1 protein-coding gene is annotated in these 1,096 nt (G+C 68.2%); it reads right to left on the bottom strand.

From position 1 onward, the window contains the following. Positions 1–1,096: AMP-binding protein (locus tag FKV24_RS12755; protein ID WP_141482639.1), on the bottom strand; the 1,096-nt coding region annotated here is incomplete at both ends.

The raw sequence follows: 1,096 nt of genomic DNA, 5'->3' as shown, positions 1-1,096 counted from the left end.
CCGCCCACATACATCTCGCCCGCCGTGCCCGGCGGCACCCAAGCCCCGTTCGCGTCCAGCACATACACGCTCAGGTCCGGCAACGCACGACCGATCACACTGCCGCTGTTGCCCTCCACCTCCGAACGCCGGATCCGACGGTACGTCACATGCACCGTCGTCTCCGTGATCCCGTACATGTTCACCAGCTGCGGCGACTCGTCGCCACGGCGACCGATCCAGTCCCGCAACTCCGACAGGTTCAACGCCTCGCCGCCGAACACCACCACACGCAACGACAACGCACCGCCCCGCTGCGCATCCACCTGCGACAGCTGCATGAACGCCGTCGGCGTCTGGTTCAGAACCGTCACCCCCTCGCGCTGCAAAAGACCGTGGAACTCCTCCGGCGACCGCGCCACCCAGTGCGGCACCACCACCAGACGTCCTCCGTAGCCCAGCGCACCCCACATCTCCCACACCGTGAAGTCGAACGCATACGAGTGGAACAGCGTCCACACGTCCTGCGGACCAAACCCGAACGACGCCTCCGTCGACGACAGCAGGCGCTGCACATTCCTGTGCATCACCTCCACCCCCTTCGGCCGACCCGTCGAACCCGACGTGTAGATCACATACGCCAGATGCGCCGGCGTCACCCCCACCTCCGACACCGGCAAACGCGTCGACGGGTACGTCGACAGGTCCTGCGACAGGTCCCAGCAACGCGTCCCCGCCGGCAACCGCGACGCCAGCCCCGACTGCGTCACCACCACCACCGGCGCGCTGTCCTCCACCAGGTAGGCCAGACGCTCCGGCGGATACCCCGGGTCCAACGGCACATAGCCGCCTCCCGCCTTCAGGATCCCCAGGATCCCCACCACCATCTCCAGCGAACGCTCCACGCACAGGCCCACGCGACAGTCCGGACCCACCCCCTGCGCACGCAGCGCATGCGCCAGGCGGTTCGAGCGCGCATCCAGCGCCGCATAGCTCAGCGACTCGCCCTCGTAGCTCAGCGCGATCGCCTCCGGCGCACGGTCCACCTGCGCCTGGAACCACTCGTGCAGACAGCGGCCGTCCTCGAAACGGCCCTGCGGCTGGCTCCACTCGCGCA

The organism is Marilutibacter maris, assembly GCF_006546735.2.
Taxonomy (GTDB): Bacteria; Pseudomonadota; Gammaproteobacteria; order Xanthomonadales; family Xanthomonadaceae; genus Marilutibacter; species Marilutibacter maris.
The sequence above is the reverse complement of the archived record's forward strand: the minus strand, read 5'-3'. Positions and strand labels throughout refer to the sequence as shown.